Origin of the sequence: Bacillus sp. V59.32b, assembly GCF_003429085.1 — a bacterium.
In the GTDB taxonomy this organism is placed as follows: domain Bacteria; phylum Bacillota; class Bacilli; order Bacillales; family DSM-1321; genus Peribacillus.
This window is the reverse complement of the sequence record NZ_QVTC01000060.1, coordinates 86236-93125: the sequence shown is the minus strand read 5'-3', so window position 1 is coordinate 93125 and position 6890 is coordinate 86236. Positions and strand designations below refer to the sequence as shown.

Genomic DNA, 6890 nt, shown 5'->3' with positions numbered 1-6890 from the left:
CACCGCACGAGAAAATGCGTAGCATTTTCGAGGAGTCGCCGCCTGCAGCGAAAAGCAACAGGTTTGGAAATCAATAGGGAGTACTAACACAGCCTATTTTTTGGGGAGGTACTCCTTTTTTGCGTCTCAGAACCATTGGGGCTCTAAAATTTAAAAATTGATTCAAGTATGAGATTTTTATAAAAAATTTTGATCATTTCAATTAGAGTTATTCCTGAAACCCCGGTCTCTTCTGCCTTTCAGCAAAGCTGAAAGCTTGCTCCAACTGCATAAGGCGAGAGGAAAAGCAAGCTTTCCACAGTTGGAGCTTAAATGAGCCAAAAATGATGGTATATAGATAAAGACTCCTATATGCTGCTGCTGCAGCTAGGAGTCTTTATTACTTTCCTTATCTTTCGTTTGTTTCAATTCCTGATGAGCCTGTTTGACAATATTTTCGGTGGAATCTTTTAGTTGATTGTCACCGGATTCCTTTTCTCCCGACCAATGAAGGTGGAGCAAGAATTCAATATTGCCATCGCCGCCTGTTATCGGGGAGAAGGACGCGTTTTTGATGTCATAGCCTTCTTTGATCGCAAAGGCGATGATTTTATCGATTACTTCGACATGAATTTTACTCTCACGCACAATCCCTTTCTTGCCTACTTGATTCTTTCCTGCTTCAAATTGCGGCTTGACGAGCGCCACGACATCACTATCCGGCACGAGCAACGTTTTCAGCACCGGCAGGATGAGCGTTAATGAGATAAACGAAACATCAATGCTTGCGAAATTGGGCATCGCACCAATGAGGTCGGCAGGACGTACATAACGGAAATTCGTTCGCTCCATCACCTTGACCCGGTCGTCTTGCCTCAGCTTCCATGCAAGCTGGTTATAGCCCACATCCAGCGCGTATGACATTTTAGCGCCATTCTGCAAGGCGCAATCGGTGAAACCCCCAGTGGAAGCTCCGATATCCAAAAGAACCTTGTCCAACACATCAAGATCAAATGTATTTAACGCCTTTTCCAGCTTTAAACCGCCTCGAGACACGTATGGCATCATTTTCCCCTTGATTGTAAGCTCCAAATCAACAGGAACTTTTTCTCCGGGCTTGTCCAAACGTTCCTCGTTACCGTAAACAAGGCCGGCCATAATCATCCGCTTTGCCTTTTCCCTCGTTTCGGATAAACCTTTTTCTACAAGCAAAATGTCCAATCTTTCTTTTTTAGCCTTCATGCTATTATGCCCTTTTTTGCTTTTTTGGTGTTATTTTAATGATTTTGTTTACTACCCCATCAACAGTGAGGCCGATATCCTCGAGCAGCTTATCGACACTACCATGTTCAATGAATTCATCAGGAATGCCCATGCGTTCAATGATGGATCCGTGAGTGCCATGTTCATGCGCAAACTCGAGAACAGCGCTTCCGAATCCTCCTTGGAGAACCGCTTCTTCAATGGTCAAAATAGGCAGCTTAGTATCGAGTATGCTGTTTAGCATTTTCTCGTCCATCGGCTTTATGAAGCGGGCATTGATAACCCTAACTGAATAATCCTGTTTTTCAAGTATGACGGCGGCCTCTAGAGCCATTGGGATCGTCGTTCCGAATGTTAAAATCACCGCGTCATTTCCTTCTTTGAGCACTTCCCATGATCCGATTGGAATTTGCTTTAGCTCGTCATCCAATTGGACACCAAGGCCATTACCGCGCGGGAACCTCATCGCAATCGGTCCACCATTGTACTTTATGGCTGTATTGACCATATGCTGGCCTTCATTCTCATCCTTCGGCATCATCAAGACCATGTTCGGCATAGGTCGTAAAAAGGCAATATCAAACACGCCTTGGTGTGTTTCCCCATCGGCTCCGACAAGACCTGCCCTGTCGATACCCAGAAATACGTTTAAATTCATGCGGCAGATGTCATGTAATACCTGATCATAGGCACGCTGCAAGAAGGTTGAATAGATCGCCAAAAATGGTTTCATATCCTGGGTCGCAAGTCCTGCAGCGGTCGTCGCTGCATGTTGCTCGGCAATTCCGACATCGTACATTCGATCAGGAAATTCACTTGCAAACCCTTCAAGCTTAGATCCGACCGGCATCGCCGGAGTAATCGCAACAATCCGCTCATCCTCTCTGGCAAGACGTCGCACCGTTTCACTGACCAGCTTGCTCCATGCAGGCGGCGATTGCAGCGGTTTAACAAAGGCACCTGTTTCGATTTTATAAGGACCGGTTCCATGCCATGTTCCGATCTTATCGGTTTCAGCCGGATTATAGCCTTTGCCTTTTTTGGTGATAACATGCAAAAGCACAGGTCCCTCCGTTTTTTTAGCATAGCGGAAGTTTTCGAACAGCTCCTCATAGTTATGGCCGTCAACCGGCCCTAAATAGGTAAAGCCGAGCTCCTCGAAGAATATGCCGGATACGAGCAAATATTTCAGGCTGTCTTTTACCCGCTCTGCAGTTGCCGCAAGCTTGCCGCCGACAGCAGGTATCTTTTTCAAAATATATTCAAGCTCATCTTTCACATAATTATACTTCCCGGCTGTGCGAAGGCGGCCAAGCACACTGTGAAGAGCGCCGACATTGGGGGCAATCGACATTTCATTATCATTGAGGATCACAATCATATCTTTTTTCTCATGGCCGATATGATTAAGTGCCTCCAGTGCCATCCCGCCCGTTAACGCCCCGTCGCCAATCACAGGGAGAATAAAGCTCTTCTCCTTTTTTAAGTCACGGGCAATCGCCATCCCCATCGCGGCGGATAACGATGTGGAACTATGCCCGGTTTCCCATACGTCATGCTCACTTTCAATTCTTTTTGGGAACCCGCAAAGTCCTCTATATTGTCTTAATGTATCAAATTCGCCCGCTCTTCCTGTCAAGATTTTATGAACATAGGATTGATGTCCGACATCCCAAATGATTTTGTCCTGGGGGCTGTTGAATTCCTTGTGCAAGGCAATCGTAAGTTCAACGACGCCAAGGTTTGGACCGATGTGCCCCCCTGTGGTGGATAATTTGCCAATCAGAAATTTACGGATTTCCTCGCTAAGCTGTTCTAATTCTGCCTGGTTCATATTTTTCAAGAATGATGGGTCTTTTATAGATAGAAGATCCAAACCGGATCACTCGCTTTCATTTTATTCTGTTGCAGCGTCCGACTTTTTAACTAAAATTACGGTGCTAAAAAGCCGCCGGCACCAGATGATAACGGCGGCTGCATTTCATGATTTTCCATTTACGGTTTTCCTGCTGGAAAGAATAAGCGACAAAAAACAGGAAAATTTTCAAGATGAGTATATCACAATCCCGTATTCATAACAAACTTGTAAGCGCCTACTTAGTGATTCCTTGCCGATATCAGGTCTGTAATTTCTGCTAATAAACTTGTATCGAGATTCGTTTTTCCCAATTCATGATGGGCGTTGTCAATATGCTCCTTCAGCTTGTCCTTTGCCCCCTCAAGCGTGAGTAAGGATGGGTACGTGCTTTTTTTATTTATTGCGTCGCTTCCTATCGGTTTTCCGATGATTTCTGCCGTTCCCTCGATATCGAGAATATCATCGCGGATTTGGAAGGCAAGCCCCAGGTGATGGGAGAATTGCAGCAAGTGCCGGCGCTGTTGATCGTTGGCACCGACTAATATAGCACCCGATAATACACTGAACGTAAGCAGCCTTCCTGTTTTATGCTCATGAACATATTCCAGTTCCTTTAATGTGAGCTGTTTGCTTTCTCCTGCCATATCAGCTACCTGTCCGCCAACCATGCCTTCTGCTCCGGCTGCTTTGGACAGTTCCTGTATCAATTCCAGCTTCATTTCAGCTGAAACATCCGGATGGCTGCTACCGGCAATTACCTGAAAGCTGTATGTCAGCAGCGCGTCACCTGCCAATATTGCATTGGCTTCACCGAATATTTTATGGTTGGTCGGCTTTCCCCGACGCAAGTCATCATTATCCATGCTCGGCAAATCATCATGGATCAGGGAGTATGTATGAATCATTTCAATCGCCGCCGCGGCTGGAATGCCAATCCGCGTATCTTTGCCAAAAGCGGACAGTACTGCGAATACCAATAACGGGCGGATTCTTTTCCCGCCCGCCTCAAGGGAATAAATCATTGCTTCCTTTAATGTATCCGGTGCTTGTATAGCCTTTACATAGGCAACGATCTCTGTTTCAATAAGTGTCTTATACTTTTCAGAAAAAGCCTGATAGGCTTCACCTGTACTCAATATTTATTCCTCCTCCTGAACCGCAAAGCCTTCGAGTTCGCCGTCCTCACGTAAAATCTCGGTCAATTGATCTTCCACCGCTTTCAGCTTTTGGTGGCAGAGCCTCGATAAATCCATTCCCTGCTTGTAAATGGATATAGCTTCTTCTAATGCTACGTCGCCTTCTTCCAGCTTCTCCACGATATCCTCCAGCTTGTCCATTGCCTGTTCAAAGGTTAATTCTTCACTCATGTTCATTTCTCTCCTTTATATCCTGCACAATGCAATTCAATATGCCGTCTTTTATTTGTACGGAGATTGCATCTCCCTTTGCTACTTGTTCCCTGCTCTTCACAAGCGTTTCATCTTCCGAGTATATAAGCCCGTATCCCCGGTCCATGATTTTAAGCGGACTTAACGCCGATAATGTCGCATTTTTATGAACAAAATTCTGGGTATGGGTCTTCAGGATGTTTTCCATTAATCTGTTCAACATTCTTTTCTGTTTATCAAGGCTATCCTTCCCTTGTAAAACGGCCTGATAAGGATGTTGCTTCCTGAGACTGGTCTGAAGGGCTGACAGGTTATCATTCTTTTTTAGAAAATACCTCCTGCTTTCCCTTTTAAGCCGCTCTACCGCTTTATCAAGCTGCTCCATTTTTTGTTCATACATCTTCCTTGGGTAACGGAAGGCGTATGATTTTTCCAGGCGGGCTAGCTTAGTGCCCTCAAAATTGACCAACTCCTGCACCGACCTGGTTAACCGGTTTTTCCGGTTCATCAGCCGTTCCATAATTTCATTGAGATGCGGGACAGCGAGCTCGGCGGCTCCGGTCGGCGTCGGTGCTCTCAAGTCGGCAACAAAATCCGCGATCGTAAAATCCGTTTCATGCCCGACTGCCGATATAATTGGAATATCCGAGTCGAAAATCGATTCTGCGACCACCTCTTCATTGAAGGCCCAAAGCTCCTCGATTGAGCCTCCGCCGCGTCCGGCAATCAAGACGTCCGCTTCTTTTCTCGAATTTGCCGTGGCAATCGCCATCGCAATGGATCTGGGGGCATTGGTCCCTTGTACAAGCGCGGGATAGATGATGATTCTCGCGATTGGAAACCTTCGTTTAATTGTAATGAGGATATCCCGCAAAGCGGCACCGGTCGGCGACGTGATAATGCCCACGGTCTTCGGGTATCGCGGGATTTCTTTCTTATGCTGCGGGGAGAACAACCCCTTTTCCTCCAGCTTCTTCTTTAGCTGTTCATAAGCCAAATAGAGATCGCCGATGCCATCAGGAGACATCGCCTTGACATACAGCTGGTATTGCCCACTTTGCTCGTAGACGGATACATCTCCCTGTACCAATACCTTCATCCCATTTTCCGGGGTGAATTTAAGCCCGTTCGCGCTGCTTGCAAACATGACGGCAAGGAGCCGTGCTTTTTCATCCTTAAGCGTAAAATACATATGTCCGCTTGAATGCTGTTTGAAATTCGAAATCTCACCTTTTATGTACATATTCTGCAGATGGGGATCCATATCGAATTTGCGCTTAATATATTTTGTTAAAGCCGTAACGCTTAAATATTGTTGATTTTCCATTAAGACTCTCCTTAAAAGAAACATTGTTATCTCAAAGAACGTAAGGAACATCGATTCTCTCATTTGAAATTATCACTCATATAAAAAAGCCGTCTCTTCATTATAAACAAGAGTCCGGCTTCTTTTAAGCATTTAATCCTTTTTTCTTAACAATTTAAAGTTTCCGGCTTGGTACGATGAGCCTTTTGGGCTGATTTCAGTGTGTTCTTCATCAGCATCGTTATCGTCATCGGTCCGACGCCTCCTGGAACAGGGGTAATGTAAGAGGCAATTTCTTTTACTTCCTGAAATGACACGTCGCCGCATAGCTTGCCTTCATCGTCCCGATTCATCCCGACATCGATCACAATCGCACCTTGTTTCACATGCTCAGCCGTGACCATGTTTCTCCTCCCAACAGCCACGACGATAATATCAGCCTGTCTCGTATGATGGGCAAGATCGTTTGTACGGGAATGGCAGTAGGTCACCGTCGCATTTTCATTCAAGAACAGTTGTCCAGCCGGCTTGCCGACGATATTGCTGCGGCCGACCACGACGACATGCTTACCTTCCATGTCACAGCCGATATATTTCAGCATTTCTAAAATGCCATATGGAGTGCAAGGAAGAAACGCATCCTGCCCGGTCATCATTCTACCGATATTGATTGGATGAAAGCCATCCACATCCTTCTCCGGGGAAATCGCTTCAATGATTTCCTTTTCGTCAATATGCTGCGGGAGCGGCAGCTGTACGAGAATGCCATGGATCGCGTCATCCGCATTCAGTTCTTTAATTTTTTCAACAAGCTGATACTGAGTAAGGGTAGCTGGATATTCAATTAAAACGGAATGCATTCCAAGCTCCTGACATGCCTTTTGTTTATGGGTGACATACGTGCGGGAAGCCTGGTTATCGCCAACCAAAACAACGGCCAAGCCTGGGGTAACATTTTTTGCTAGAAGCTTCTTTACATCCTCCGCTATCTCTTGCCTTACTGCTAGTGCTATTTCTTTACCATCAATTATTTTAGCTGTCATTTTCCAAGAATTCCTCCCCGAATGAAATGGTGAAAAAGAAACGGCACGTACAT

6 protein-coding genes are annotated in these 6890 nt (G+C 45.6%); all 6 read right to left on the bottom strand.

Translation table 11 applies throughout. The features are described 5' to 3' along the window. Positions 1-366 precede the first annotated feature (366 nt). On the bottom strand, positions 367-1221 hold the full coding sequence (locus D0463_RS14410; RefSeq protein ID WP_117308074.1) for a TlyA family RNA methyltransferase: 855 nt from the start codon (positions 1219-1221) through the stop codon (positions 367-369). A gap of 4 nt (positions 1222-1225) precedes the next feature. Next, complete coding sequence (dxs, locus tag D0463_RS14405; protein WP_117308073.1) at positions 1226-3118, bottom strand: 1-deoxy-D-xylulose-5-phosphate synthase; 1893 nt, start codon at positions 3116-3118, stop codon at positions 1226-1228. A 221-nt stretch (positions 3119-3339) separates the two neighbouring features. After that, entirely contained in the window at positions 3340-4236 is an 897-nt protein-coding gene (locus D0463_RS14400; protein ID WP_117308072.1) for a polyprenyl synthetase family protein, read from the bottom strand. A 3-nt stretch (positions 4237-4239) separates the two neighbouring features. Beyond that, positions 4240-4467 carry an exodeoxyribonuclease VII small subunit gene (xseB, locus tag D0463_RS14395; RefSeq protein WP_174234330.1) on the bottom strand — a complete coding sequence of 76 codons (228 nt, stop codon included), beginning with the start codon at positions 4465-4467 and terminating at the stop codon, positions 4240-4242. Next, entirely contained in the window at positions 4460-5815 is a 1356-nt protein-coding gene (gene xseA / locus D0463_RS14390; RefSeq protein ID WP_117308070.1) for an exodeoxyribonuclease VII large subunit, read from the bottom strand. Before xseA ends, xseB begins: the two co-directional genes overlap by 8 nt. Before the next feature lie 146 nt (positions 5816-5961). After that, positions 5962-6837: a bifunctional methylenetetrahydrofolate dehydrogenase/methenyltetrahydrofolate cyclohydrolase FolD gene (gene folD / locus D0463_RS14385; protein ID WP_117308069.1), complete on the bottom strand. Its 876-nt coding sequence runs from the start codon at positions 6835-6837 to the stop codon at positions 5962-5964. Positions 6838-6890: the final 53 nt, after the last annotated feature.

What these genes read in the sequence shown, in the direction of transcription:
- D0463_RS14410 (WP_117308074.1), bottom strand. Translation starts at nt 1,221, where the DNA reads ATGAAGGCTAAAAAAGAAAGATTGGACATTTTGCTTGTAGAAAAAGGT.
- xseB (WP_174234330.1), bottom strand. Translation starts at nt 4,467, where the DNA reads ATGAGTGAAGAATTAACCTTTGAACAGGCAATGGACAAGCTGGAGGAT.
- xseA (WP_117308070.1), bottom strand. Translation starts at nt 5,815, where the DNA reads ATGGAAAATCAACAATATTTAAGCGTTACGGCTTTAACAAAATATATT.
- folD (WP_117308069.1), bottom strand. Translation starts at nt 6,837, where the DNA reads ATGACAGCTAAAATAATTGATGGTAAAGAAATAGCACTAGCAGTAAGG.